The sequence below is a fragment of the Streptomyces sp. NPDC028305 genome (genome assembly GCF_055569495.1).
Genome location: NZ_JBVHTN010000001.1, coordinates 851,816 through 876,539, shown reverse-complemented (window position 1 = coordinate 876,539; position 24,724 = coordinate 851,816). Strand labels below are relative to the sequence as shown.

Here is a 24,724-nt window from a genome sequence, read left to right as displayed (position 1 = left end):
TCGCGCGCGGGCCCGGCCGGGCTCCGGCGATGTCGGAGCCCGGCCGTAGAATTCACGCGTGGCAGGCAGGATCAACGATGACGACGTGAAGGCGGTGCGGGACGCGGTCCCGATCGACGCCGTCGTGTCCGAATACCTCCAGCTGCGCAACGCGGGGGGAGGCAATCTCAAGGGCCTGTGCCCCTTCCATGACGAGAAGTCCCCCTCCTTCCAGGTCAGCCCCAGCAAGGGGCTTTTCTACTGCTTCGGCTGCCAGGAGGGCGGCGACACGGTCGACTTCATCATGAAGATCGACCACCTCTCCTTCGCCGAGACCATCGAGCGGCTCGCCTCCCAGGCCGGCATCACCCTGCGCTACGAGCAGGGCAGCGCGACGCCCGGGCGGCAGCAGGGCGAGCGCACCCGCCTGGTCGAGGCCCACAAGGCGGCCGCCCAGTTCTATGTGGAGCAGCTGGACAGCCCCGAGGCGGAGATCGGCCGCAGATTCCTCGCCGAGCGCGGCTTCGACCAGGCCGCGGCCCAGCACTTCGGCGTCGGCTACAGCCCGGCGGGCTGGGACCACCTGGTCCGCTTCCTGCGCGGCCGCGGCTTCAGCGACAAGGAGCTGATCCTCTCCGGCCTCGCCCAGGAAAGCCGCCGGAACCCCATCGACCGCTTCCGCGGCCGCCTCATGTGGCCTATCCGCGACATCACCGGCGAGGTCGTCGGCTTCGGCGCGCGCAAGCTGCGCGACGACGACAACGGCCCGAAGTATCTGAACACCCCCGAGACCCCGCTCTACAAGAAGTCCCATGTGCTGTACGGCATCGACCTCGCCAAGAAGGAGATCGCCAAGACCAGCCGGGCCGTCGTCGTCGAGGGCTACACGGACGTCATGGCCTGCCACCTCGCCGGCGTGACCACCGCCATCGCCACCTGCGGCACGGCCTTCGGCGGCGACCACATCAAGATCCTCCGCCGGCTGCTCATGGACAATTCCAGCGCCGAGGTGGTCTTTACCTTCGACGGCGACGCGGCGGGCCAGAAGGCGGCGCTGCGGGCCTTCGAGGACGACCAGAAGTTCGCCGCCGAGACCTATATCGCGATCACGCCCGGCGGGATGGACCCGTGCGACCTGCGCCTCGCCGAGGGCGACGAGGCCGTCAAGTCGCTGGTCGACAGCCGTACGCAGCTGTTCGAGTTCGCGATCCGGCAGATCCTGGCCCGGCACAACCTGGACACGGCGGTCGGGCGGGCCGCCGCGCTGGACGAGGCGGCGCCCGTCGTCGCGGGGATCAAGAACAGCTCGATCCAGCACGAGTCCGCGGTGCACCTGGCCGGGCTGCTCGGCATCCTCGACACCCAGTTCGTGGTGCGCCGGGTCGGGCAGCTCGCCCAGTGGGCCCGCGAGCGCGGCCAGCGCGGCCCGCAGCAGGGCGGCGGGCGCCGCGGTGGGGCGCCGGGCGGCCCGGCCGGGCCCGGCGGCGGCTACGACGGCCCCGGCGGTCCCGGTGGGCGCGGCGGTGCCAGCGGCGCCGCCTCCGGTGGCGGCGCGCCGCAGCCCCCGCGCGGCCCCGCGCTGAACCTCCGCAGCCCCGCCCACCGCGTCGAGCGCGAACTGCTGAAGCTCGCCCTCCAGCGCCCCGAGCTGGTCTCCCCGGCCTTCGACGCCTACGGGACCGACGAGTTCACCGCCGCTCCGTACGTGGCCGTGCGCCGCACCATCGAGGCCGCGGGCGGGGCGGGCGCCGCCGACGGCGACTATCTGGCGCGCGTCCGCGACGCCGCCCCCGACGACACGGTCCGCGCGATGGTCACCGAGCTCGCCGTCGAGGCCCTCAACACCCGCCGCGACCCCGACGAGGTGTACGCGGGCGTCCAGTTGGTGGCCGTCCGGCTGGCCGCGGTGAACCAGCGGATCGGCGAGGTCCAGGGCGCCCTCCAGCGCCTCGGCGCCGGCGCCGACCCCGCCCACCTCGCCGCCGTGCAGAACGAGCTGTGGGTCCTCCAGCAGTACGGGCAGTCCCTGCGCGAGAAGGGCGCGGCGGCCCTGTAGGGGGCCCGTGGTCCTGCGCTGTAACCGCCCGGTCACGGCCCGCTGCGCAAAAAGTGCTCGCACGCCCCTCGTGGCGGGCGTGCGTCGTACTCCACACTGGTTGCGGTGCCTGAGTCCTCGGAGCGCGGCGGTGTTGGCCAGGAAGGGCCGGATTCCCCCGCAGATCCGCTCATGAAGTACGGGACGGACGGTGGCGTGGCCGCCGCAGCCGTACCCGATCGTTCTGCCGCCTCAGCAGCGATCACCCTGGAGGTCGCCCCCGTGCAGACCCAGACCCTCACCGACGCGGCGCACGCCCCCGAGGGCACAGCAGACGCGGCAGGCACAGCAGGCGCGGAAGGCAGACCGGGCGCCGAAGCCGCAGCGGAAGCCGTGGAGGAAGCGGCGGAAGCCGTGGAGACGGCAGACACCACCGTGGAAGCCGTGGAAGCCGTGGAAGTCGAAGTCGTGGAGCCGGTGGTCCGCGCCGAGACCTCCAGCGGCCCCTCCTCCGACCTCTTCCGCCAGTACCTCCGCGAGATCGGCCGTATCCCGCTGCTGTCCGCCGCCGAGGAAGTGGAGCTCGCGCGCCGGGTCGAGGCGGGGCTGTTCGCCGAGGAGAAGCTCGGCAACACGCCCGACCTCGACAGCCAGCTCGCCCTCGACCTCGACCGGCTGGTCGTCCTGGGCCGCATGGCCAAGCGCCGCCTCATCGAGGCCAACCTCCGCCTTGTCGTCTCCGTCGCCAAGCGCTATGTCGGCAGAGGCCTGACCATGCTCGACCTGGTGCAGGAGGGCAACCTCGGGCTGATCCGCGCCGTGGAGAAGTTCGACTACGCCCGCGGGTACAAGTTCTCCACGTACGCGACCTGGTGGATCCGCCAGGCCATGTCCCGCGCCCTCGCCGACCAGGCCCGCACCATCCGGGTCCCGGTGCATGTCGTCGAGCTGATCAACCGCGTGGTGCGGGTGCAGCGCCGGATGCTCCAGGAGCGCGGCTACGAGCCCACGTCCGAGGAGGTCGCCCACCACCTCGAACTCCCCCCGGAGCGGGTCAGCGAGGTGCTGCGGCTGGCCCAGGAGCCGGTGTCGCTGCACGCGCCCGTCGGGGAGGAGGACGATGTCGCGCTCGGCGACCTGATCGAGGACGGGGACGCCGCCTCGCCGGTCGAGTCCGCGGCGTTCCTGCTGCTGCGCGAGCACCTGGAGGCCGTGCTCTCCACGCTCGGGGAGCGGGAGCGGAAGGTGGTGCAGCTGCGGTACGGGCTGGCCGACGGGCGGCCGCGGACGCTGGAGGAGATCGGGCGGATCTTCGGCGTCACGCGGGAGCGGATCCGGCAGATCGAGTCGAAGACGCTCAACAAGCTCCGCGACCACGCGTTCGCGGACCAGCTCCGCGGCTACCTCGACTGACGCCTACCCCAGCTGCCCGGCGCCCGGGCCCGCCTCGAACGCGCCCGGGTGGGTCTGCTCGCGGACCGCGACGTACTGCTGCCGCACCGCCTGCCCCACCGCCAGCTCGTCGCCCGGCTCGAAGACCTGGCTCGCGGCGGCGGGCCACAGCGGCGGCTGGTGCGGCGAGAGGGTGCCGTGCGCGGCGCCCAGGGCCCAGGCGGCCTGCCGGGCGGCGCCCAGCGCGGCGTAGTCCGCGGGCTGTGGCACCACGACCTGGGCGCCCAGCAGCGCGGGGGCGACGGCGCGCACCGCCGGGAGATCGGCCGCGGGCCCCAGCAGAAACACCCGCCGCACCGCGACGCCGCGCCCGCGCAGCACGTCCAGCGCGTCCGCGAGCCCGCACAGCATGCCCTCGAAGGCGGCGCGGGCCAGGTGCTCGGGCTTCATGCTCTCGCGCCGCAGACCCGTCAGCGTCCCGGCGGTGTGCGGCAGATGCGGGGTGCGCTCGCCCTCCAGGTAGGGCAGCAGCACCAGCCCGTACGACCCGGGCGTGGACTTCAGCGCCAGCGCCGAGAGCCCCTCCAGGTCGGCGCTCAGCAGCTCCGCCGTACCGCGCAGGGTCCGTACGGCGTTGAGCGTATGGACGACCGGCAGATGCATGCCGGTGGCATCCGCGTACGAGATGATCGTGCCGGAGGGGTCGGCGAGCGCCTCATGGTGGACGGAGAAGACCGACCCCGAGGCGCCCAGCGAGATCACCGCGTCGCCGATCCCGACGCCGAGGCCGAAAGCGGCCGCCATCGTCTCGCCGGTCCCGGCGGAGATCAGCAGCCCCTCGGGGGTGTGGCCGGCGGCCTCGGCCGGGCCGATGACCTCGGGCAGCCGTACCTGATGGCCGAGCGCCAGCTCGATCAGGTCGGGGCGCCAGGAGCCGGTCGCCGCGGACCAGTAGCCCGTACCGGAGGCCGTACCCCGGTCGGTGGTGCGCCGCACGGGCCGCCCCAGCAGCTGCCACACCAGCCAGTCGTGGGGCTGCATCAGCTCGGCCACCCGCCGCGCCGCGTCCGGCTCGGTGCGGGCCAGCCAGCGCAGCTTGGCCACCGCCTGGGTCGCGGCCGGCACGGAGCCGACCGCGTGCGCCCACGCGGCGCGGCCGCCGAGCGCCTCGGTGAGGTCGGCGGCCGCGGACTGGGCGCGCTTGTCGTTGCCCACCAGCGCGGGTCTCACGAGCCCCCCGCCCGCGTCCAGGGCGAGCAGCCCGTGCCCCTGCGCCGATACGCCGATGGCCTGCACGCCCTCCAGCAGCTTGCCCTCGGCCGCCTCGCCGAGCGACAGCAGCCAGGACTGGGGGTCCACGTCGTACGGCGACGCGGCCGAGCCCCCCGGGGAGGGCGCGGGATGCGGGGCGTAGCCCTGCCTGAGTACGGCTCCCGTGTCCGTATCGCAGACGACGATTCGTGTGCTCTCGGACGAGCTGTCCAACCCGGCGACTATCCCCATGGACCAGATGATGCCACCGGCGGGGGCTAGGTGTTGCTCGTGCCCCAGTCGTCCTCGCCCTCGGCGGCCTTCTCCCGCTGCCCGATCCGCTCGCGCAGCGGCTTGACCCGCTCGAACGCCTTGGTCGCCGCCTGCCGCCCGCCCAGCGCGGCCGTCTCGGCGGTATTGCGGACCGCCGGGTTCTCCACGAACTGCCGCGCGCAGGTGCGCAGCTGCTCGTACCGCTCGCGGCCGGCCCGCGTGCCGAGCACGTATCCGACGGCCAGCCCCGTGATGAACGTCAGCCGGTAGCGCATCGACCTGCCCTTCTGGTTGTCCCTCGCATCGGACCCTGGGGTCGCGCTGCGCCTACCCGTCCCGACCGCAGATCACCCGCGGCCCGCCGTGGACACCCACGAGGTTACCGATTGGCGGAGCACCCCCCTGCTTGCGCTAATGTATGTGTCGCAGCGAGCGAGCGCCGTCCGGAAGCCCCGGACGGGGTCACGGTCGATGCACACGGAGCAATCCCCTGTAGCTCAATTGGCAGAGCAGCCGGCTGTTAACCGGCAGGTTACTGGTTCGAGTCCAGTCGGGGGAGCTCGGTCCCCTGTAGCTCAATTGGCAGAGCATTCGGCTGTTAACCGGAGGGTTACTGGTTCGAGTCCAGTCGGGGGAGCAGCGGGAGAGGACCCCATCGGGGTCCTTTTTCATTTCCGGCCCCAGAGTTGGCGCGCCCATCCGCGCGCGGGCATGGGAGTACCCATCTTCGGCCCCCCGAAGCAACAGATCGTATGAGCGGCTATGCTGCGGCAGACGGCGTGCGCGGATGCGCGCGACGCGCCGTTACGGGGCGGTAGCTCAGCCGGTTAGAGCAGCGGACTCATAATCCGTCGGCCGTGGGTTCGAGTCCCACCCGCCCCACTGAAGCGTGGCGGTGCAAGGGGGTCCTCACCTGCACCGACCGTGCTTCCGTCGCTCCGCGGAAGCCTGGAGCGACACTCTGGAGATCACCAGCTCGCCCCATGCTCGCGTGAGACGTCAGCGACCCCTTGGCTCAGGCCGGTCGGCGGCCGGTGAGTAACTGCAAACGACGAAGGGGTCCGGACGGCGGGTCCCTTCGTATGCCGTTGCAAGGTCCTCGTTATTGGATCGTTTCAGCGTCGGTGCGAGTGGCCCAGAGATCGTCGTGCAGGTCCTGGTCGTCTCGGTGGCAGAAATCGAGGAACGGGAAGAGCCCGCGCCCAGTCGGTGCTCAGGTGCAGGGCGCGGTCGATCAGCGCGTGGCCCCGGTGGCCCGTCCAGGTCCCCAGTCCGCTCTCGGCGTCCGGCGGCGTGTCCACATCACGTCGCATGCGCAGCGAATGGCGATATCTGGTGGCATGAAATTTGATATCTTCGGGAGGTGTGGGTGCGTCGGCCTGGAGGAGGACTCATGACGCGAACCGTGATCGATGTCGATGACGAGAAGCTTGCCGAGGCCGCGGAGATCTTTGGGACCACGACCAAGGTTGCGACGGTGAACGCCGCGCTGGAGGACGCGATCAAGAGGCGTAAGCGTGCATCGTTCCTGAACTGGATTGCCGAAGGTGGCCTGCCGGACCTGACGGGTCCCGTTGAGACTCCAGCTGATCCGCACCAGGCCGCATGACCGATTGCTACCTCATCGACAAGTCCGCACTTGCCCGTTACCCGAAGTCAGCTGTTCGTGCGGTGATCGAGCCGCTGCACAATGCGGGCCTGCTTGCCGTGTGTGGCGCCGTCGAACTCGAGGTGTTGCACAGTGCCCGGTCGAAGGCCGACGCGGAGCGCATTCGCGACGAGATGCGCGGGTTCGACTGGCTTCCGACCCCCGATGAGGCATGGGACCGTGCCCTGGATGTGCAGACCCAGCTCATCGCGGCCGGTAACTGGAAGGCTCTCTCGGTATCGGCCCTCGTGATCGCGGCGACCGCCGAACGTCACGGCGTGATCGTCCTGCACTACGACGGCGACTACGACATGATCGCAGCCGTGACGGGGCAGCCGACGCGATGGGTTGTGCCCTCTGGAACAGCAGACTGAGGCCCCTCTCGGCTCGCGCGGCGCGCTCTGCCTGCCGCCCTTCACTTCCGCCCTGGCGGCGGAGGCGGAGCCTGAGCACGAGGGAAAGCACTTCGCTGCTTGGTTCGGTTTCCTCCTGCTCACAGCAGTGGTCGGCCCTTCAGTGGCTCGGAGAGGGGGCCCGGCAGAGCCCAAGAGGGGCCCAGGGGCCGGAACGACCAGGAAGGATCAGGAAAGGCCAGGTCGTTACCGGCCGGAAATACGCCTCTGACCTGCAAAAACGGGAAGCATAAGGCAGGATCGGGAAGATCACGGACAATCCTCAAAGGACTCATAATCCGTCGGCCGTGGGTTCGAGTCCCACCCGCCCCATCCAGTGGGTCTCTGAGCTGCGGAAACGTCGCAGCGGGCGTGCGGATTCAGGACTTTGGGCCAACGGACTGAATCCGCTGCTCGTGAGTTCGACGCCGTGGCCATCAGGGTTGGTTGGCGCCGCTCTGGCCTCGGCGGCGGGGTCGGTGCACGACTGGTGGTCCACTGCCGCTGCCCGAGCTGGGCGCCGGGGAGGGGCCGGACGGACGAGACGTGTGCTCGGGGCCGCAGACTGGCGTCATGACGCTGGGCAACGCCGTCGTCCCGGTGAGAGGCTCGGACTTCCGCTGTGCTTTCGCGGAGTTCTACTGCCTGAGGTCGATCATGCGGACCGGCTGCCCTGTCGTGCGGGCGATGGTTTCGAAGTCGCGGTCGCAGTGGAGCAGTGTGAGCCCCGCCTCCTCGGCTGCGGCGGCCACGAGAAGACCGACGGGACCCGCGCTGCGGTGTTCCCCCTTTGCGGTCAGTTGTTCCTGGACGGTGCGGGAGCGGCGGTAGACGCCGTCCGGCATGGGGCACCAGGTGTAGTGGGCGTCGAGCGCCGCCTTCAAATGCGTACGGTCTGCGGCCGAACGGGCCGAGTAAAGGACCTCGAGTTCCGTGATGTCACAGATCGCGACGAGACCGGCGCCGATCCTGTCGTCCCACTCGGCTGTGTTCTGGCGGAGCAGGACGCGGGCGAGGGCGGAGGTGTCGATGAGGTAGTCGGCGACGGTCACTCGTCCGCTCCGCTGCCGCGGTCGTCGCTTGTCGCGCTCGTGGGGCGGTAGGCGCGCTTGTCCAGCAGCAGATCCATGTCCAGGGCGCCGTCGGCCACGAGTCCGCGGGCCTCTTCGAGAGCGCGCAGGCGTCGGTAGCGGGCTGTGATCTCCCGTAGGGCCGTGTTGATGGTGTCGCGCTTGGTGGTGGTCCCGAGTTCCCTGGCGGCTGCCTCCAGGGCCTCGTCGTCGAGATCGATGACGGTGCGACTCATGGTGAGCCCCCCTTCTTCGTGTATCAGTCGAAGTGCATCAAGATACAAGATCCTTTGTATCTTTCTGGTGGCGCGGATGCGGTCAGGAAGTGGCCCTCGCCCCCTCGCCCGCTTCTGTCGGCGAATCTCCGACTCGGGTCGCCAAGATCCTTCTGAAGCCTGGGCGTCCCCGCCGGTGAGATCCGCGATGTGCTCGCCACCGGCCGCTACGCCGACGCCGTACAGGCCGATCACGGCGCCGCGGTGGCCCTGGGCGCCCGTGGGGTGCCCTTCACCGTCCTCGCTGCGAACGTCGCGGCCGACCGGGAGGGTCCGCTCCCCGGGGGCGAAGCCGCTGCCAGCGATATGTGACCCACGCCACTTAGGAAACGGCACCGTTTTCTCCGCGGTCTCGCTAGCCTGGTGCCATCCAAAGAAAACGGCACCGTTTTGCACAGGGAAGGAGCAGGTCATGGCCGAGCAGCCCACCGCTCGAGGCAGCCGCTTCACCCCCCTGCGCGCGGCACAGCTCTACGACGCCGTGCTCGACCTCCTGCGGGAGGTCGGATACGAGGCCCTTTCGATGGAGGCCGTGGCCACCCGCGCACGGTTCAGCAAGGCCACCCTCTACCGCGACTGGGGAGGCAAGCCGCAACTGGTCGCCGCGGCCGTGGAGTTCCGCAGGCCGACACGCGTCGACCTGATCGACACCGGTTCGCTGCGCGGCGACCTGTACGTGATGGTGGAGCACGCCGACGACAATCAACTCGCGCGGGACGCCGCTCTGCAACTGAGCGTGGGCCACGCGATCTACGGCAACCCCGAACTCCGTCGCACCCTGAGAGAGGTGAGGCTCAACCCGGCCCTCGACGACATCGGCGCCATCCTCCGGCGTGGCGTCCACCGAGGCGAGGTCGCCGCGGACAACCCGGCGCTGGACCTCGTCCCGCCGATGCTGGTCAGCCTCATCGTCGCCCGCCCACTGCTGAGCGACACGGCGATGACCCAGGACGACCTCAGGCGGAGCATGGAAGCACTGGTCTTCCCCGCACTCGGTATCTGACCCGCCCGTATCCGGGTCCTCACGCACCGACCTCCCCCAACATCGGCGTGTACCGCGCGCCTTTCCCGCCCGGCCTTCCCGCGCCGTCGGCTTCCCGCGCCCTGTCCGGCCAATGACGGCCCCGCGATGAGGCGCCCTTCCCTCTTTCCGCGTCCCCGCACAACCGCACACACCCCCACCTGACGCGCACCGCTCACGTCGTCGGGCCACCCCCGCACGCCCTCATGTCCTGACGGGCATTCCCAACGACCTGACCCCGAGAGAGCTCCACCATGGCTATATTCCTGTACAGACTGGGTAATACCGCCTTCCGGCGACGCCCCGTCGTCCTCCTCGTCTGGCTCGCCCTGCTGGGCGCGGCCATCATCGCCGCCCTCAGCGCGCCGGCCATGAAGGCACTGCCCTTCGCCCTGCCCGGAGCGGAGTCCCAGAAAGCGTTCGACCTGCTGGACCAGCGGTTCCCCGGCTCCGCTTCGGACGGAGCGACCGCCCGGATCGTCTTCAAGGCCCCCGAGGGGCAGACGATGACCACCGCGGCCAACAAGGCCGAGGTGCAGAAGGTCACCGAGGAGATCGCGAGTGGCTCCGACCAGGTCGCCTCCGCCGTCGACCCCTACACCGCAGGGGCCATCAGCAAGGACGGCTCCACCGCGTACATCTCCGTCACCTACAAGGTGACCGCGGCCGAGGTCGACTCCGACTCCCACGATGCGCTCGACAAGACCGTCGAGCAGGCGCGTGAGTCCGGGCTGACCGTGGAAGCCGGCGGAAACGCCGTCAAGGTGGCGTCCCACGGCGCGGCCGCCGAGGTCATCGGCGTGATCGTCGCGGCGATCGTCCTGGTCATCACCTTCGGCTCCCTGGTTGCCGCCGGACTGTCGCTGCTGACCGCGCTCATCGGCGTCGGCATCGGCTTCCTCACCCTCACCGCGCTGAACTCGCCCCTCGAACTAGGCGACAACGCAGGGGTGTTGGCGCTGATGCTGGGTCTGGCGGTCGGTATCGACTACGCGTTGTTCATCGTCTCCCGCTACCGGTCCGAACTCGCCGAGGGACACCCGAAGCAGGAGGCCGCCGCCCGCGCCACGGGCACTGCGGGCTCCGCGGTGGTCTTCGCGGGCCTGACCGTGATCATCGCGCTGGCCGGACTCGCCGTGGTCAACATCCCGATGCTGACCAAGATGGGCCTGGCCGCCGCCGGATCCGTCACCATCGCGGTGATCATCGCCGTCACTCTCGTACCCGCCATGCTCGGCTTCGCCGGTGACCGTGTCCTGTCCAAGGCCGGAAAGAACAAGGTCGCAAAGAGCAGGGCCGGAAGGAACGAGGCCGGGGAGAACGAGGCCGGGGAGAACGAGGCTGGAAAGTACGAGAAGGAGTCCGCGGCGGCGGACAGCACCGCGAAGGTCCCGATGGGTCTGCGCTGGGCTCAGTTCGTGCTCCGGCGCCCGGTCGCCGTCCTGCTCGCAGGTGTCGTCGGCCTCGGTGTGATCGCCATCCCGTCGGCCTCCATGACCCTGGGCCTGCCCGACGACGGGGCCCAGCCCTCCGACACCACCCAGCGCCGCGCCTACGACCTGCTCTCCGAGGGCTTCGGCGTCGGCTTCAACGGTCCCCTCGTCGTCGTGGTCGACGCCGCCAGGAGCGACGACCCGAAGACGGTCGCCTCCGAGGTGGCCAGCAGGATCGGCAAGCTCGACGACGTGGCTGCTGTCGCCCCGGCCCGCTTCAACCAGACCGGGAACACGGCGATCGTCACCACCATCCCGTCGTCCAAGCCCGCCTCCGAGGCCACCGAGAAGCTGGTCGAGCGCATCCGCGACACCGGCACGGCCATCGAGAAGGACACCGGCGCCCGGCTCCTGGTCACCGGCCAGACCGCGGTCAACGTCGACTTCTCCCAGAAGGTCAACGACTCCCTCATTCCCTACCTGGCCCTGGTCGTCGGACTCGCCTTCCTGCTGCTGATGGCCGTCTTCCGGTCCGTCCTCGTCCCGCTCAAGGCCGCACTCGGCTTCCTGCTCTCCGTTCTCGCCGCCCTCGGCGCGGTCGTCGCCGTCTTCCAATGGGGCTGGCTCGCGAGCGCGATCGGCGTGGAGGAGACCGGGCCCATCATGAGCCTGATGCCGATCTTCATGGTCGGTATCGTCTTCGGCCTGGCCATGGACTACGAGGTCTTCCTGGTCACCCGCATGCGGGAGGCGTACGTCCACGGCGAGGGGCCGGCGCAGGCCGTCCTCACCGGCTTCCGCGACGGAGGACGCGTGGTCACCGCCGCCGCCGTCATCATGATCTCCGTCTTCTCCGGCTTCATCGGCGCCAGCGGGGCCATGATCAAGACGATCGGCTTCGGCCTCGCGGTCGCCGTCCTCTTCGACGCCTTCGTCGTCCGCATGGCCATCGTGCCCGCCGTCCTGGCCCTGCTCGGCAAGTCCGCCTGGTGGCTGCCCACCTGGCTCGACAAGATCCTGCCGAACGTGGACGTCGAGGGCGAGAAACTCGCCAAGTCCCCCGCTCCGGAACCGGGTTCAGGACCGGGCACTGACGACCACCCCCAGCCCGTCCGCGTCTGACCCGTACGTCGACGCCCTCGGGCACGCGCACAACCCCCGTGCCCGGGGCCCGACCGGACCGCCCTCGCGCACCCCGCACACCGCTCCCACCACCCTGTGGACGCCCACCCCCACACTGGAGCAGTCCGGCATGATCACCGTCCTCCTCGCCGACCCCCACGCTCTGCACCGCCTCGGCCTGCGCACACTCCTCGGCCCCCGGCCCGGCCTGACCATCGCCGGCGAAGCGACCACCGGCGCCGAGACAGCCCGTATGCACAAGCGCCTCCGTCCGGATGTCGTACTGCTGGGCAGCGGCCTGCCTCCCACGGACGTCACCACGACCGTCCGCCGCCTCAGACAGACCCGCACCCCCGACTCCGGACCGCCGCGGATTCTGGTCCTGAGCTCCGCACACCGCGACGAGCACGCCTACGACGTCCTGCGCGCCGGAGCCGACGGGTTCCTCCCCGCCACCACAACCCCCGACGAACTGATCGCGGCCCTGTTCACCGTGGCCGCCGGAGACGCCGTCGTCTCGCCCGGCCTGGCCCGCGCCCTCATCCGCGCCGTCCGTCATGGCCCCCGCCCCGAAGTCCCGATCGCGAAGGGTCGGTTGGAGGACCTCACCGAGCGCGAACGCGACGTCCTGGTGGCCGCGGCCTCCGGCCGGTCCAACGCCGAGATCGCCGCACAGCTCTCCATCGCCACGACCACCGTCAAGTCCCACGTCAGCAGGATCCTCACCAAGATCGGAGCCCGTGCCCGCGTCCAGGCCGTGGTCTTCGCCTACGAATCCGGACTCGTACGGCCTCCCCCAACCCCTGCCGGTCCCTCCCCCTCACCTGGTTCCTGGCCCCGGCCGCCACCGGCGCTGACCATGTCGGCGTCCGCTTCTGGGCCGACCAGACCTTCTGGGCCCTGATGCTGTGCGCCGCAGGCTTCGGCGGCTTCGGCGTCATCGGCCCCGCCCTCGGCCTCCTGCTCAGCTTCACGGCACCGGACCGCACCGGTCGAACCATCCAGTCGCTCGAATAGCCCGAAGCCCGTGCCCTCCAGCGACCATCGCCCTCCAGGAGGGTGCGGACCAGGCGGGCGAAGGGCCATCCACGCTGATCACAGAGGCTCCGTCGTCACTGCTTGGGGCGGAGCCTCTGTGTGTTGGAAAGGAAATCCGCTGCGGACGGGCTCGGAACCCATCTCTGAGCTGGCGTAATCGCCCGACTGTCCGGTGTTCCTAGCCGTCTGGGGGCGGTGTCGGGACGCAGTTGGGACGCAAGGATAGGAACAGACAGGCAAAGACTGAGGGGTGTAGACACGGTGCACCCGGCCTGAACAGCACAAACGTCGTGAACGGACACTGATCGGCAAGGACCGCCAAGATCCTCAAAGGACTCATAATCCGTCGGCCGTGGGTTCGAGTCCCACCCGCGGCTGCTGCTGGGTGCACATGACTCCATCCCTGAGACCGATCAGTCCTTGAGAGCGATCATCCGTACTGGCTGTCCCGTCGTACGGGCGATCGTCTCGAAGTCGCGGTCGTAGTGAAGCAGGGTCAGCTCCGCCTCTTCCGCGGCGGCTACCAGCGGGTCGACGGGGCCCGCACTACGGTGCTCGCCCTTGGCGGTGAGCAGCTCCTGGATGACGCGTGCGCGTCGGTAGATGCTCTCGGGCGTGGGGCACCAGGTGTAGTGGGCGTTCAGCGTGTGCTTCACGCGCTCCCGGTCCGCCGCCGCGCGTGCGGAATAAAGGACTTCCAGCTCGGTGATGTCGCACAGGGCGACGAGTCCCGCGCCGATTCTGTCGTCCCACTCGGCCGTGGTCCGGCCGACGAGGACGCGGGCGAGGGCGGAGGTGTCGATCAGGGGGTGGGTGTTACTTGTTCCGCGTTGCCTGCGCCTGGCAGCCCAGCCGTTCGCGGCGCATGTGCGACCCGAGGACGTGCGGTCACCGAAGCCGACACCGGTGGTCGGCGCCCCGCACGCCGGTCTTACCGCAGGTGGGCGAGGTGTGTCATCGAGTAAAGGTCTCGCAGGTGAGGTCACAGCGGCTACGAGGACACCCCGCCGGTGCAGGCAGCCCCTGGCTCGGGGGTCTGTGCGCCCTGGACGTACTTGTCGAGGAATTCGTCGACCCGCGCGTCGGACGCGTTCTGGACGTCGAGCTGGTGTCCCCAGGCCGTCAGCGTGATCGGTGACGACTGGTTCTTGTAGGGGCTCATCAGGGTGTACGGCGTCTTGGCCACCTTGGCCTCCAGCGCCGTGACGTCCGTGCGGGCGGCCTTGTCGTTGTACGTGACCCAGACGGCACCGTGTTCCAGGGAGTGCACGGCGTTCTCGTCGCGGATCTGGCTGCTGTAGACGTCGCCGTTGCAGTTCTGCCAGGCGGGGTCGTGGTCGCCGCCGGCGGGAGGCGTCATGGGGTAGCTGATCGGGTCGGTGACGTGGTTCTGGCTCAGGTTGGGCCACGTCTTCTCACCGGCGGCCCCAGCCCCCTGGGGCGTGGACGTGGGCGTGGACGTGGGCGTGGACGTGGACGTGCGCGTGGGCGTAGCTTTTTCCGCCTGCTGTTCAGACTTTGCGTCGTTGTCGGAGTCGTCTCTGAGGAGGAAGAAGGCTCCACCTCCCAGAAGAAGCGCCACCACCACCGCAAGGGCGATCCACATGGCCCCTTGCTTCTCCGCCCCGGGCGTGGGGGTCGGGGGGTGAGCCGGTGGGGCGTACGGCATGGGGCCGGGCGCGTGGGCGGCGTAGGCGTGCTGTCCGATGGCGGTCGGGTGGCCCTCCCAGGTGGCTTGGGGGGAGTGTGCCGGTGGAGCTGACGGCGTATGCGGTGGCGTCGTCATCGGCCTGGCAGCGGTGGTGTGGCCCTCACCCGTCGTCTGGCCTGGGCGGGGCGGTTCTGCCGGGGGCGGTGCGGTGGGGGCGGATGCGAGCAGGGTGCCGGCTTCGTCGCTGGTCATCCGGGCGGTGGTGTCGCGAGTGAGGAGGCCGGTGATGAGTGTGGAGAGCGGGGGGTGGCTGTTCAGCGGCGGCAGGTCGTCGTGGAGGATGGCGTGCAGGGTGGCGGCCGGGGTCTCGCGGGCGAATGGGTCGTGTCCCTCTGTGGCGTGGAACAAGGTGGCGCCGAGTGACCATAGATCCGTCGCGGGAGAGGGACCAGCGCCCTGGAACAGTTCCGGGGCCATATAGCCGGTCGAGCCGGCGACGCCGTCGCGGGTCAGGCGGGTGTCGTCCATGGCGTGAGCGATGCCGAAGTCGACGAGCTTGACGTGGTCGCCGGGCAGCACCATGACATTGCTGGGCTTGATGTCCCGGTGCACGAGTCCGATCGAGTGCGCCGCGTTCAAAGCGGCCAGCAACTGACCGGCTATAGGGACCACTCGCTCCTGGGGCAGAGTCCTGTACCACTCCAGGAGCTCCGCCAGCGAGGGTGCCTCCACCAGCTCCATGACGATGTAGACAGCGTCGTCCTCGGACGTCGCCGGCACGAGATCGTAGATCGCCACAACACCGGGATGGTTGAGCCGACCCGCCGTATGGGCCTCGCGCAAGGCCCGTTCGCCGAACGTCGACCGCTCCTCGGCCGACAGCCCTGGCGGAGTACGCAACTCCTTGACTGCCGCAACCCGTCCGATCAGCTCATCGGTCGCCCTCCAGACCACTCCCATCCCGCCCTGGCCCAGCCCGCCTGCCAGTCGGTACCGGCCGGCCACCAGCCGCCCGGCCCCCTGGGAATCCGTCTCCACAACCGTGCTCCTCATGCAATCGCCCACCGGCCGGCACCCCGCGCGCCGGCCTGGCAGCAGGTTATCCAGTGGTGCTATCACGTAAAGATCTCACGGGGGAGGTCACGAGCCGATGGCTGGGAAATTCGCCTGCGATCCGCAGGAGGCCGAGCTGTTTGTACGGGAGTTGACCCGCGTGCGCTCCGATATGCGGCTCTCGCTCGAGGCATGGGACCGTGCCCTGGACGTGCAGACCCAAGGTGCGAGCAGGCGTGCCCTCGGGTTCGCTCCCGGTTCACCGGTGGCACCGCCGGCGAGGCAGACGTTCGAACCCTACGCACCGTGATCAGCGTGCTGCCGCCGTCTTGTCTGCGCCGAACGCGACGTCCCGTTCCCTGTTCGCGACCGCCCGCCGACCGTAGGCCGCAGGCGGACTCGGGCGTCCAGGCCGCCGCCGGGAGCGTCGTGCAGGGTGATCTCGCCGCCGGAGGCGCGGACGAGGTGGCGGACGATGGGCAGGCCGAGGCCCGTGCCGTCGTGGTGGGTGTCGGAGGCGCGCCAGAAGCGGTCGAAGGCGCGCTCGCGGTCGGACGCGGACATTCCCGGACCCTGGTCGACGATGTGGAGTTCGGCGCCGGGGGTGCGGGCCAGAGCGATGGTGGTGCCGGGCGGTGAGACGCGCAGGGCGTTGGCCACCAGGTTGTCGATGATCTGCTCCAGGGCCCCTGGAATCGCCCATACCCGGCCCGCCGGTACGCCGGTGATGCTGACGGCGACGTGCTGTTCGGCGGCGAGCGGCTCCCACATCGCGGCGCGCTCGGTCAGGACCGCGTCCAGGTCCACCGGTTCGGCGGTGGTCGCCGCGTTCTCGAGCCGGGCCAGCGCGAGCAGGCCCTGGACCATGCGGCCGAGGCGCTCGACCTCGCCGACGGACTCCTCCAGGCTGCCGTGGGCGCGAGGGTCGAGGTAGGGCTCGAAGTTCTCCAGCCGCAGGCGCAGCGCGGTCAGCGGGGTCTTGAGCTGGTGGGAGGCTTCCGAGGCGAACGCGTGCTGGGCCTCGAGCAGGTGCTGCAAGCGGGTGGCCGTGTGGGTGAACGAGGCGGCCAGGCGGCGCAGTTCGGGCGGGCCGGTGCTCGTGTCCGGCGGGTTCGCGAGGTGCCCGTCGGCGAGCTGGGCGGTGGCGGCCTCCAGCGTGCGCAAGGGGCGGGTGATCCAGCGGGCCAGGGTGAAGGCGACCAGCGCCACCCCGGCCAGGATGCAGGCGCCGGCCAGCGCGAGGGCGCCCCAGATGCGGTGGACGCGGGCGGTGACCTCGGCCATCGGATAGGTCAGGCGCAGGGCGCCGCGGATCGTGGTGCCGGAGGCGCCGGGCATGGTGGCCGACAGGACGTCGTCCCCGGCGACCACGGTGGGCTCGTTGCGCAGGGCACGGGCGATGTCGGGCTCGCCGGAGAGATCCGTGCCCGTGCCGGCCTGCGTTCGGGAGTCGGCGAGGACGATGCCGGTGCGGTCGGTCACCACGACCCGTCCGCCGGTACGGGTGGCGTAGTCGCCGATCACGTCGGGCAGCGCGTCGAGGTTGCCCTTCTCGATGTTCTCCTCGGTGACCTCCGCGAGCATGGAGGCGTCGCGCTCCACGATCTGGGAGGCGCGGGAGACCTCGGCGCGGGCGTAGATGACGCCGAGCGGGATCTCCAGCCCGGCCAGCACCAGCAGGGCCAGGCCGAGGTAGCTGAACAGCAGGCGGCGGGTCATCCCGAGGCCTCGGACGGCAGGTCCTGGTCGGGATCGGTGAGGCGGAAGCCGACCCCGCGCGCGGTGGTGATCCACCCGGGGTTTCCCAGCTTGCGGCGCAGCGCGGCGACATGGGCGTCGAGAGTCTTGGTGGGGCCGAAGAAGTGCGGGTCCCACACCGCGTCCATGATCTGCTGACGTGAGTGCACGGCGCCGGGGTCCTGAGCGAGATACGCGAGCAGATCGAACTCCCGTGGAGTCAGGGATATCTCACCACCGTCGAGGCGGACCTGACGGGTTCTACGGTCGATCTCCAGCGGCCCCAGCCGCTGTGCGCCGCCCCCCGGAGCGGCGGGCGGCCCGGCGGGTTCCGGCGAGTCGACGGGCAGGGCGCCGGTGGTGCGCCGGGTGACCGCACGGATGCGGGCGACCAGCTCCCGTACGCCGAACGGCTTGGCCAGGTAGTCGTCGGCGCCGAGTTCGAGCCCGACGATGCGATCGGCTTCCTCGCCACGCGCAGTGATCATGATGATCGGCACGCCGGACTTCGCCCGCAGGCTGCGGCACACGTCCAGCCCGTCCATGTCCGGCAGACCGAGGTCGAGCAGCACCAGGTCCGGGGAGGCCGCGGCGTCCGTCAGGCCGGCGGCGCCGGTACGGGCCCGGTCCACCGTGTAGCCGTAGCGTCCCAGCCCTTCGGTGAGCGGTCCGGCGATCCGGTCGTCGTCTTCGATCAGCAGCAGCCGCATGGCGACAGGCTCGCACAGCAGTGCCACGGGAGTTGGGGCGTTCACGAGAACCCGCCTGGGGCCTGAGGGGCATGGATTGAGGAGTCCGGCCGGGGGAGTCAGCCATCGCCGGATCGGTCGCCGTCCTCCTCCTCGTCGGCGCCGCGCCACCGCCGGGAGGAGACGTTGCGGAGGCCGTCGCCCCGGGCAACGAGGGTTGCTCGGTGGGCGACTTCGGCCGGAACCCGCGCGGTGCCGGCTCCCTCCGTCTCCCTCGGCCGTCAGCCGGCGTTCTCCGTTTCCTCTTCCTCGGTGCCCTCCTGCTTGGTGCCGGTGACGTTGTACGACTTGTCGAGGTAGATCTCGACCGTCGATCCGTCCTGCTTCCGCACCTCGACCGCGTACATGCCGGGCTTCTCCGCGTCCACCTCGGACTTCAGGACCGTGCCCGGGTACTTGGCCAGCGCGGCGGCCTCGGCCTTCTGCTTGATCTCGCCGGTCAGCGGCGGCTCCTTCTTGTCGTCGGCGTCGCCTCCGGCCTCCCCGCCCGCTTCGGCACCGCCCGTGCTCGGGGCGGACTGCTGGGTGTCGGCGGCGTTGGAGCTGCTGGAGCTGTCGTCGGAACCGCCACCGCAGGCGACGAGGGTGAACATCAGGACGGCGGCGGGAGCGGCGAGAAGGACACGACGGGGCAGGGCACGCATCGGATGTCTCCAGATCAGTGGGGATGCGGAGGTCCGTGAACCGGCCCTCCGGGGGACAGCCATGACCCTAGGAACCCGCTCTCCAGAGCGAGCCCAGCAAATAGAGAGAGGCAGACCAGGAAACGACCAATGTTTCGCAGCACGGATACCGGCCAACTGTGGGAGCGCTGCGCCCGTGCTGCGGGTCGTCCGCGAACTTGTCCCCGCCCGGAGCCACTTGGGAAGTCCTCGGGTCAGGTGGCGGCGGGACGCCCGTCGAGGGTCACGTACGCTTTCCGCGGTGGTGCGAAGGGGAAGGGACCGCAGGTGACTCGACATGCGACGCCGGTGCGCCGCGCCCTTTTCGGCCATCCTGCCCGGAGCGTGGTCTTCGCCTTCGCGCTGGTGATTCTCGTCGGCACGGTGCTGCTGTCGCTGCCGGTGGCCGCCGAGGGGCGGGGCTCGGCCGGTTTGGTCACCTCGCTGTTCACCTCGACCTCCTCGGTCTGTGTGACAGGCCTTGCGGTGGTGGACACGGGCACGTATTGGAGTGGCTTCGGAGAGGGCGTCATCCTGGGCCTGATCCAGGTGGGCAGTTTCGGCATCATGGCGATGGCCTCGCTGCTGGCCCTGCTGGTGTCCGGCAAGCTGGGGCTGCGGATGCAGCTCACCGCTCAGGCGGAGACCAAGAGCCTGGGCATCGGGGATGTGCGCCGGGTACTGCTCGGCGTGGCCGGGACCACGCTGATCGTCGAACTGGCGGTCGGCGCGATCCTCGCCCTGCGCTTCCGCTTCGCCTACGGCATGCCCCATGGGGAAGCCGCCTACTTGGGTTTCTTCCACGCCGTCTCGGCCTTCAGCAACGCCGGTGTCGGGCTGCACGCCGACAGCCTGACGCGCTACGCGCAGGACCCGTGGGTGACCCTGCCCACAGCGGCTGCGGTCATCCTGGGCGGGCTCGGCTTCCCCGTACTGCTGGAGCTGCTGCGCCACCGCAGGCGGCAGCGGCTCACGGGACGACGCGGCTGGTCGCTGCACACCAAGCTGACGCTCGGCGCCACCGCGATCCTGCTGGCCACCGGCACCGTACTCATCTGCCTGCTCGAATGGGACAACGAAGGGACGCTGGGGGCATTCGGCACCCCACGCAAGGTGCTGAACGGGTTCTTCACTTCCACGATGACCCGGAGCGCGGGCTTCAACAGCATCGACACCGGTGCGCTTCAGCCGTCGACGCTGCTCCTGATGTGCATACTGATGTTCATCGGCGGGGGCAGCGCGGGGACGGCGGGCGGCATCAAGGTCACCACCTTCGCGGTACTGGGTGCCGCGATACTGGCGGAGGTACGGGGCGAGCCCACGTCGGCTGTCATGGGGCGGCGGCTGGCGCCGCACGTGCTGCGCCAGGCACTGACCGTCGCGCTGCTGAGTATCGGCCTGGTGATGGCCGCCACGCTGGCCCTGCTGACCGTGACGCAAGCACGCTTCGAGGCAGTGCTCTTCGAGGTCGTCTCGGCGTTCGGCACGGTGGGCCTGTCCACGGGCATCACCGCGGATCTGCCCGTCTCCGGCCAGTTGATCCTGACCGTGCTGATGTTCATCGGGCGACTCGGCCCGGTCACCCTGGTCTCGGCGCTGGCGCTGCGCGAGCGAACCCGCCGCTACCAGCTACCCGAGGAGCGACCTATCATTGGCTGATTTTCTGCGAACCCTGCGCAACCTCCGCCGCAAGCGGCCGGCGCGACAGTCGCCGCCGCGCGGCGACCAGCGGGTGGCGGTGATCGGACTCGGCCGGTTCGGCAGCTCCCTCGCCGCTGAGCTCATGCGGCGCGGCTGGGACGTCCTGGGCGTCGACGAGAACGCTCGGCTCGTCCAGAGGTACAGCGACTCGCTCACCCACGCCGTGGTGGCCGACTGCACCGACCCGGAAGCACTCGCGCAGCTCGGCGTCGAGGACTTCAGCAGCGCCGTCGTCGCCATCGGAACGGATATCGAAGCGAGCATGCTCGTCACCTCCAACTTGCTGGAAGCGGGCGTCACCAACATCTGGGCGAAGGCCATCAGCCGCCAGCACGGCCAGATTCTGGAACGGCTCGGCGCCCACCACGTCGTGCTGCCGGAGCACGAGATGGGTGAGCGCGTCGCGCATCTGGTGACCGGTCGGATGCTGGACTTCATTGAGTTCGATGACGACTACGCCCTGGTGAAGACGCTCGCGCCGAGTGTCGTGCGGGGTGTTCCACTTGGTGAGAGCAGGCTGCGCAGCCTGTACGGGGTCACGATCGTGGGCATCAAGCCCATGGGCGAGGATTTCACTTACGCGACGGCCGAGACAGTGGTCGAGAAGGGCGACGTCATCATCGTCACCGGGAAGACCGCCGCTGTGGAGGCTTTCGCCGAGCTCAGCTGAGCCGAGCTGAGCCCCGGGCAGGCCGACTGCCCGCCACCCTCGTCGTCCCGGGGACCGCAGTCGGCGCTGGGAGGCCGAGTGCTGGAGCGGCCACCACGACATGCCGCGCGTGCCGGTACCGGGCTGCCCAACGACCGTGTCCGCCGCCTGGTTTGATGTTCATTCGGACAACCGTCGATGCCACCCTGACGAGCATCCGGATTCAGCCGACGAGGGCACGGTCGAGGGCGCGGTGGAACAATCCCCGGACAGGGACCACGCCGCCGGGAAGGCACCCCCCACTGCTTGGGGCAGGACCGGAAGGAAGCGACAGCATGATCGAGTGGGCGCCCCTGAGCTACGGGCCCAGGCCTGTTCCTCAACCCGTCGCCACCCCGCTGGTGTGGGCCACGGCCGTTGGCGGGGCAATGGTGCTGGTCGCACTGCACTACGCCCTCGTGGGCACGGACCGTCCCGGGCTTGCGCTGACGGCGCTGTCCCTGCTGGCCGGCCTCTTGGGCTTGTGCGCGCGCTTCACCGCCGCTCCTGGCACGGCCGTGCTGTGCTGGCTGTTCCTCAACGGCTTCGCCATTCCGCCCGCGGGAACCCTCACCTGGGCCGGGCACCGTGACACGTTCTGGCTCGCCTGCCTGTGTGCCGCGGCTCTCGTCGGCACGGCGCTGGCCCGCATCATCCATGCCCGCGCCGCCTACCGCCGTATCACCCCAGCAGCCGCCGCTACGGAGGCGGAGCCGGACGATGGACCGCGTGATCTTTGACCCGTGCGGGGGACGCAGGAGTGACCACGCCGGCGGCAATGTGCCCTTCCCGGGGATGCGGCGCCTCCGGCGTGCGTCGACCACCGGTTCCTTGGCCGTCGCCGTCGCGGCTGCGATCGAGCTCAGCGGGTGCGGTTTCGTCGGCGGGTATCCCCGGACGCGTGGGGCGAGCTTTGCATGCGATAGCTGCATTGCATGCAATGCATGCAATGCAGCTACGATGGAGGTATGACCGCATTGACCATCCGGGATGTCCCGGACGACATCCTCATCGCCGTGAAGGTGCATGCTGCTCAAGCCGGCAAGTCGCTCCAGGCGTACGCTCTCGACCTCCTCGCCCGCGACGCGGCTCACCCTGCCCCGGTGCTCCGGGCGGAAGAGACACGCGGGCAGCGTGCGGTACGGCGAGCCCGTGGCACCGCGAACAACCCCGAGACCCGGGGCATGTCCACCGACGAACTCATGGAGTTGCTGCGCGGTGAGTAACGTCCCGACTCTGGTCGACTCCTGCGTCCTGCTTGACATGCTGGGTGACGACCCGAAGTGGGCCGAATGGTCCGTCGAGAAGATCGCTGAGGCTATCGACGGCGGCGCGGTGATCAACCCACTTATCTATGCCGAGGTGTCCATCCAGTACACCCGCCGTGAGGACCTGGACACAGCCATCCCCGCCGAGGACTACGCACGCGAAGCCCTCCCCTGGGAAGCCGGATTCCTCGCGGGCAAGGCGTTCTTGAAGTACCGGCGAGCCGGAGGAGCCAGGACGTCTCCGCTGCCCGACTTCTACACCGGTGCGCATGCGGCGGTGAAGGGGTATCGGCTCCTGACCCGGAACCGAAAGGACTTCCGCTCTTACTTCCCGAAACTGGAGATCATCGCCCCCGGCGAGTAGTGCAAGGCTGCTCAACATCGGCAGCACTGTCTGGACCGCCATTCAAGCGGCGGCGCTGGGCTGCCAGGCCGGTCGGAGGCTCCCAGCCGTCCAGGTCTGGAGACTCGCAACGGGCGATCACGAAGCGTGCTGTCCACTGGGTCGGACGTCTCGGCACCGCGACTGCACGCGTCCTTGTTCTCCGCGTCCTCCTCGGACTTACAGGAGAGTGCCGCGACCTGCTCGCGCAGATGCGCATTCCGTTGCTCCAGCTCCGCCAGCTTGCTCGCGATCTCCGGGAGGGTCGGATCTGAGGGATTTCCGTGAATTCTGGACATCGGTATCCACCTTCGCAGGCGTGAATGTCTACAGATATCCACCGCTGAGGAAACAAGCGCTTTTTAGCGCTGGCAGAATCAGCAAAGAGCTACTCTCGTCGGGGTGTCAAGGGGGAGGTCCGGGGAGAATGTGAGCCACCAAGCCGTATCGCATCTGGGGCGCGTTCCCCGCCGGGAGACTTACTGGCGGGCATCGTCTGGCGGCTCATGAAGTCGATGTCCAAGGCGCCGTCGGCCACACGCTCATGCGCTTCGTCGAGAGCCCGCAGCCGTTGGTAGCGGGCTGTGACCTCGCGCAGGACGGTGTTGATCGTGTCGCGTTCGGTGGTGGTGCCGAGCTCCTTGGCGGCTGCTTGTCCCGAGGGTTCCGGTGCCGGAGTTTCCGTAGCCCGGCATCGGAGGTGTCCCCCGTGTCCCCCGCGACCATCGTGACGGCTGCGCCCGTCCTGCCGCATTGCTGTGATCCGGCAATATTGACGCGTTATTAATGCCGGGCGCCGGATGCCGTGCGGTCGTCCGGGCGCGTCAGGAGGACTCGTGGGGGAACGGGAGATGGCCGGCGACGCTCTGGAGGGGTACGTCCGGATTCTGGCCGATGTGTGTCCGACCGGCCGTCGGCTCACGCGGGACGAGCTGGAGTTTCTGCGGGCGCAGGGGGAGCGCGCCGCGGAGGAGGGGGAGGGGCTGCGGGTTCTGGTCCGGCGGCATCTCGCCGCGGCCCGCGAGGTGGGGGCCGGTCTTCCCGCCACGGGCACCGACCGTCTGCTGGTGGCCGTCGAGCAGGCGATCGACGCGTTCGCCGAGGGGCATGAGCGGGCGCAGCGGCTCGCGGTGCGGCGGGAGGAGGCCGCCCGGCGGGAGTTCATCGACGATCTGCTCTACGGCCGAAGCGACCTGGGCCGCCTGGCCGAGCGCGCCGTACGCTTCGGCCTGCTGCTCTCGCACGCGCACGCGGTCGCCGTGGCCCAGGGCGGCCCGGCGGTCGACGACACCCACCCGGCCACCCGGCAGGTGACGAGCGCGCTGGTCGCCCGGTTCGGCGAGCGGAGCATCCTGCTGGCCACCAAGGAAGGGCGGCTGATCTGCGTCGCGCCCGGTGACCAGGACGACGTTCTGACGTTCTTCGCCAAGCAGGCGTACGCGGCCACCGAGGGCGGCCGGGTGGCCATCGGGCGGGCCCATCCCGGCGCCGGCGGCGTCGTCCACTCGTATGAGGAAGCCCTCAACGCCCTCGATCTGGCCGACCGCCTGGAGCTGGACGACCCCGTGCTGCGCGCCGCCGATCTGCTGGTCTATCCGGTCCTGACCCGGGATCGGCAGGCCATGGCCGACCTGGTCCGCCACACCCTGGGGCCGCTGCGGGACGCACGGGGCGGCGCGCAGCCGCTGGTCGACACGCTGAACGCGTACTTCGACTCCGGATGCGTCGCGGCCGAGGCGGCACGCCGCCTCAACCTGAGCGTGCGCGCCCTGACGTATCGGCTGGAGCGCATCCGCACGCTCACCGGCACCGACCCGGCCGACCCCGTCCACCGTTACACCCTTCAGACCGCGGTGATCGGCGCCCGGTTCCTCGGCTGGCCGGACAACGAGGTGTGACGCGGC

Annotated in this window: 22 protein-coding genes, 3 tRNA genes and 1 pseudogene; 16 read left to right on the top strand and 10 right to left on the bottom strand. The window is 70.0% G+C overall.

Features of this window, described 5'->3' with window-relative positions:
- Positions 1-58: 58 nt before the first annotated feature.
- Together dnaG and ACZ4WQ_RS04060 are read left to right on the top strand one after the other, a co-directional pair.
- Entirely contained in the window at positions 59-2,035 is a 1,977-nt protein-coding gene (gene dnaG / locus ACZ4WQ_RS04065) for a DNA primase (protein ID WP_398369644.1), read from the top strand.
- 105 nt (positions 2,036-2,140) lie between these two features.
- Complete coding sequence (locus tag ACZ4WQ_RS04060) at positions 2,141-3,427, top strand: RNA polymerase sigma factor (RefSeq protein ID WP_385345718.1); 1,287 nt, start codon at positions 2,141-2,143, stop codon at positions 3,425-3,427.
- A 3-nt stretch (positions 3,428-3,430) separates the two neighbouring features.
- Here ACZ4WQ_RS04060 and ACZ4WQ_RS04055 read toward each other — a convergent pair whose 3' ends face one another.
- Together ACZ4WQ_RS04055 and ACZ4WQ_RS04050 are read right to left on the bottom strand one after the other, a co-directional pair.
- A complete protein-coding gene (locus ACZ4WQ_RS04055) occupies positions 3,431-4,909 on the bottom strand; it encodes an FGGY family carbohydrate kinase (RefSeq protein WP_398369647.1) in 1,479 nt (492 codons plus the stop codon).
- Between the two features lie 26 nt (positions 4,910-4,935).
- Positions 4,936-5,205: a YtxH domain-containing protein gene (locus ACZ4WQ_RS04050; RefSeq protein ID WP_311722676.1), complete on the bottom strand. Its 270-nt coding sequence runs from the start codon at positions 5,203-5,205 to the stop codon at positions 4,936-4,938.
- Between the two features lie 211 nt (positions 5,206-5,416).
- Between ACZ4WQ_RS04050 and ACZ4WQ_RS04045 the strand changes: the two genes are divergently transcribed.
- The 5 genes from ACZ4WQ_RS04045 (at position 5,417) to ACZ4WQ_RS04025 (ending at position 6,952) form a co-directional block, all read left to right on the top strand.
- Positions 5,417-5,489 (top strand) — tRNA-Asn (locus ACZ4WQ_RS04045).
- Positions 5,490-5,494: 5 nt separating this feature from the next.
- Positions 5,495-5,567, top strand: a tRNA-Asn gene (locus ACZ4WQ_RS04040).
- Between the two features lie 171 nt (positions 5,568-5,738).
- Positions 5,739-5,812: transfer RNA gene (locus tag ACZ4WQ_RS04035), tRNA-Ile, on the top strand.
- A gap of 511 nt (positions 5,813-6,323) precedes the next feature.
- On the top strand, positions 6,324-6,539 hold the full coding sequence (locus ACZ4WQ_RS04030) for a type II toxin-antitoxin system VapB family antitoxin (RefSeq protein ID WP_311722677.1): 216 nt from the start codon (positions 6,324-6,326) through the stop codon (positions 6,537-6,539).
- The gene (locus ACZ4WQ_RS04025; protein ID WP_398369649.1) at positions 6,536-6,952 is read left to right on the top strand and encodes a PIN domain nuclease; all 417 of its coding nucleotides are present in this window, start codon (positions 6,536-6,538) and stop codon (positions 6,950-6,952) included. Before ACZ4WQ_RS04030 ends, ACZ4WQ_RS04025 begins: the two co-directional genes overlap by 4 nt.
- A gap of 656 nt (positions 6,953-7,608) precedes the next feature.
- Here the strand turns inward: ACZ4WQ_RS04025 and ACZ4WQ_RS04020 are convergent.
- Positions 7,609-8,022 carry a PIN domain nuclease gene (locus ACZ4WQ_RS04020; RefSeq protein WP_398369651.1) on the bottom strand — a complete coding sequence of 138 codons (414 nt, stop codon included), beginning with the start codon at positions 8,020-8,022 and terminating at the stop codon, positions 7,609-7,611.
- Positions 8,019-8,276 (bottom strand): type II toxin-antitoxin system VapB family antitoxin, encoded by a 258-nt coding sequence (locus ACZ4WQ_RS04015; RefSeq protein WP_398369653.1) that lies wholly within the window; start codon positions 8,274-8,276, stop codon positions 8,019-8,021. The genes ACZ4WQ_RS04020 and ACZ4WQ_RS04015 overlap by 4 nt, the downstream gene beginning before the upstream one ends.
- Before the next feature lie 451 nt (positions 8,277-8,727).
- Here ACZ4WQ_RS04015 and ACZ4WQ_RS04010 point away from each other — a divergent pair, with 451 nt between their 5' ends.
- The 3 genes from ACZ4WQ_RS04010 (at position 8,728) to ACZ4WQ_RS04000 (ending at position 12,795) form a co-directional block, all read left to right on the top strand.
- Positions 8,728-9,318: a TetR/AcrR family transcriptional regulator gene (locus tag ACZ4WQ_RS04010; protein WP_398369655.1), complete on the top strand. Its 591-nt coding sequence runs from the start codon at positions 8,728-8,730 to the stop codon at positions 9,316-9,318.
- 272 nt (positions 9,319-9,590) lie between these two features.
- Positions 9,591-11,891, top strand: a complete 2,301-nt coding sequence (locus tag ACZ4WQ_RS04005; protein ID WP_398369657.1) for an MMPL family transporter — start codon at positions 9,591-9,593, stop codon at positions 11,889-11,891.
- Positions 11,892-12,021: 130 nt separating this feature from the next.
- A complete protein-coding gene (locus tag ACZ4WQ_RS04000) occupies positions 12,022-12,795 on the top strand; it encodes a LuxR C-terminal-related transcriptional regulator (RefSeq protein WP_398369659.1) in 774 nt (257 codons plus the stop codon).
- A 547-nt stretch (positions 12,796-13,342) separates the two neighbouring features.
- Here ACZ4WQ_RS04000 and ACZ4WQ_RS03995 read toward each other — a convergent pair.
- The 5 genes from ACZ4WQ_RS03995 to ACZ4WQ_RS03975 form a co-directional block, all read right to left on the bottom strand.
- Positions 13,343-13,735, bottom strand: a complete 393-nt coding sequence (locus ACZ4WQ_RS03995; protein ID WP_398370503.1) for a PIN domain nuclease — start codon at positions 13,733-13,735, stop codon at positions 13,343-13,345.
- Between the two features lie 185 nt (positions 13,736-13,920).
- Entirely contained in the window at positions 13,921-15,618 is a 1,698-nt protein-coding gene (locus ACZ4WQ_RS03990; RefSeq protein ID WP_398369661.1) for a DUF3105 domain-containing protein, read from the bottom strand.
- A gap of 312 nt (positions 15,619-15,930) precedes the next feature.
- On the bottom strand, positions 15,931-17,352 hold the full coding sequence (locus ACZ4WQ_RS03985) for a sensor histidine kinase (RefSeq protein ID WP_398369663.1): 1,422 nt from the start codon (positions 17,350-17,352) through the stop codon (positions 15,931-15,933).
- Positions 17,349-18,080 (bottom strand): response regulator transcription factor, encoded by a 732-nt coding sequence (locus ACZ4WQ_RS03980; RefSeq protein ID WP_468022097.1) that lies wholly within the window; start codon positions 18,078-18,080, stop codon positions 17,349-17,351. Before ACZ4WQ_RS03980 ends, ACZ4WQ_RS03985 begins: the two co-directional genes overlap by 4 nt.
- Positions 18,081-18,340: 260 nt before the next feature.
- Complete coding sequence (locus ACZ4WQ_RS03975; RefSeq protein ID WP_468022012.1) at positions 18,341-18,763, bottom strand: PepSY domain-containing protein; 423 nt, start codon at positions 18,761-18,763, stop codon at positions 18,341-18,343.
- A gap of 306 nt (positions 18,764-19,069) precedes the next feature.
- Between ACZ4WQ_RS03975 and ACZ4WQ_RS03970 the strand changes: the two genes are divergently transcribed.
- From ACZ4WQ_RS03970 to ACZ4WQ_RS03950, 5 genes are all read left to right on the top strand, one after another.
- The gene (locus tag ACZ4WQ_RS03970; RefSeq protein ID WP_311722683.1) at positions 19,070-20,440 is read left to right on the top strand and encodes a TrkH family potassium uptake protein; all 1,371 of its coding nucleotides are present in this window, start codon (positions 19,070-19,072) and stop codon (positions 20,438-20,440) included.
- The gene (locus ACZ4WQ_RS03965; RefSeq protein ID WP_398369668.1) at positions 20,433-21,152 is read left to right on the top strand and encodes a potassium channel family protein; all 720 of its coding nucleotides are present in this window, start codon (positions 20,433-20,435) and stop codon (positions 21,150-21,152) included. The genes ACZ4WQ_RS03970 and ACZ4WQ_RS03965 overlap by 8 nt, the downstream gene beginning before the upstream one ends.
- A gap of 314 nt (positions 21,153-21,466) precedes the next feature.
- Positions 21,467-21,910, top strand: a complete 444-nt coding sequence (locus ACZ4WQ_RS03960; RefSeq protein WP_311722685.1) for a hypothetical protein — start codon at positions 21,467-21,469, stop codon at positions 21,908-21,910.
- Positions 21,911-22,138: 228 nt separating this feature from the next.
- A complete protein-coding gene (locus ACZ4WQ_RS03955; RefSeq protein ID WP_311722686.1) occupies positions 22,139-22,396 on the top strand; it encodes a FitA-like ribbon-helix-helix domain-containing protein in 258 nt (85 codons plus the stop codon).
- A complete protein-coding gene (locus ACZ4WQ_RS03950) occupies positions 22,389-22,802 on the top strand; it encodes a type II toxin-antitoxin system VapC family toxin (protein WP_468022011.1) in 414 nt (137 codons plus the stop codon). Before ACZ4WQ_RS03955 ends, ACZ4WQ_RS03950 begins: the two co-directional genes overlap by 8 nt.
- Positions 22,803-23,208: 406 nt before the next feature.
- On the opposite strand, the pseudogene ACZ4WQ_RS03945 reads toward ACZ4WQ_RS03950, so the two are convergent.
- Positions 23,209-23,475 (bottom strand): annotated as a pseudogene (locus ACZ4WQ_RS03945) (hypothetical protein); the annotation flags it as partial.
- Positions 23,476-23,671: 196 nt separating this feature from the next.
- On the opposite strand from ACZ4WQ_RS03945, the gene ACZ4WQ_RS03940 reads away from it, so the two are divergent.
- Positions 23,672-24,718 (top strand): PucR family transcriptional regulator, encoded by a 1,047-nt coding sequence (locus ACZ4WQ_RS03940; protein ID WP_468022096.1) that lies wholly within the window; start codon positions 23,672-23,674, stop codon positions 24,716-24,718.
- Positions 24,719-24,724 lie beyond the last annotated feature (6 nt).